Raw genomic sequence first — 500 nt, forward strand, 5'->3', positions numbered from 1 at the left:
CAACAAAGCAGCGCCCAAACCCTCGCTCTTCGCCGCACCGGCACAATAAACCGCATCCGGCTCGCGTTCCAAATATCTGCTGATTTGTTCCTGCGACAACTGGCGCATGGCAACCACCGTATGATCGACATGATGCTGAACCTTACCCGTAGCAGTATTCAAAAGCACGATTGCGCTGTAAAATTCAATCCGTTTTCCGCTCAAGTCCGCCAGCATCTGTTGTGCATTTGCGACGTTCATCGGCTTACCCAATTGACGTCCTTCGCACCATGCCACTTGGTCTGCGCCGATAATCAGCGCAGCAGGAAAAGTTGCCGCCAATGAACGGGCTTTGCCTTCAGCCAAACGCAACGCCGTCTCGCCTGCATGCTCGCCCGCAATAGGCGTTTCGTCAAAATCAGGCGATGCCGTCTGAAAATCGATACCCAAACGGCGAAGCTGTCCGCAGCGGAAAACCGAACTCGACCCTAAAACCAAAGGCAGTTTTACTTCCATATTTT

1 protein-coding gene is annotated in these 500 nt (G+C 52.8%); it reads right to left on the reverse strand.

The window, feature by feature from the left end; translation table 11 throughout:
* Positions 1–495 (reverse strand): Maf family protein (locus tag ACTHSP_RS21650; RefSeq protein ID WP_440346963.1); only part of this gene is annotated, 495 nt, incomplete at its 3' end.
* Positions 496–500: the final 5 nt, after the last annotated feature.

The sequence above is a fragment of the Neisseria sp. P0001.S005 genome, assembly GCF_051963715.1.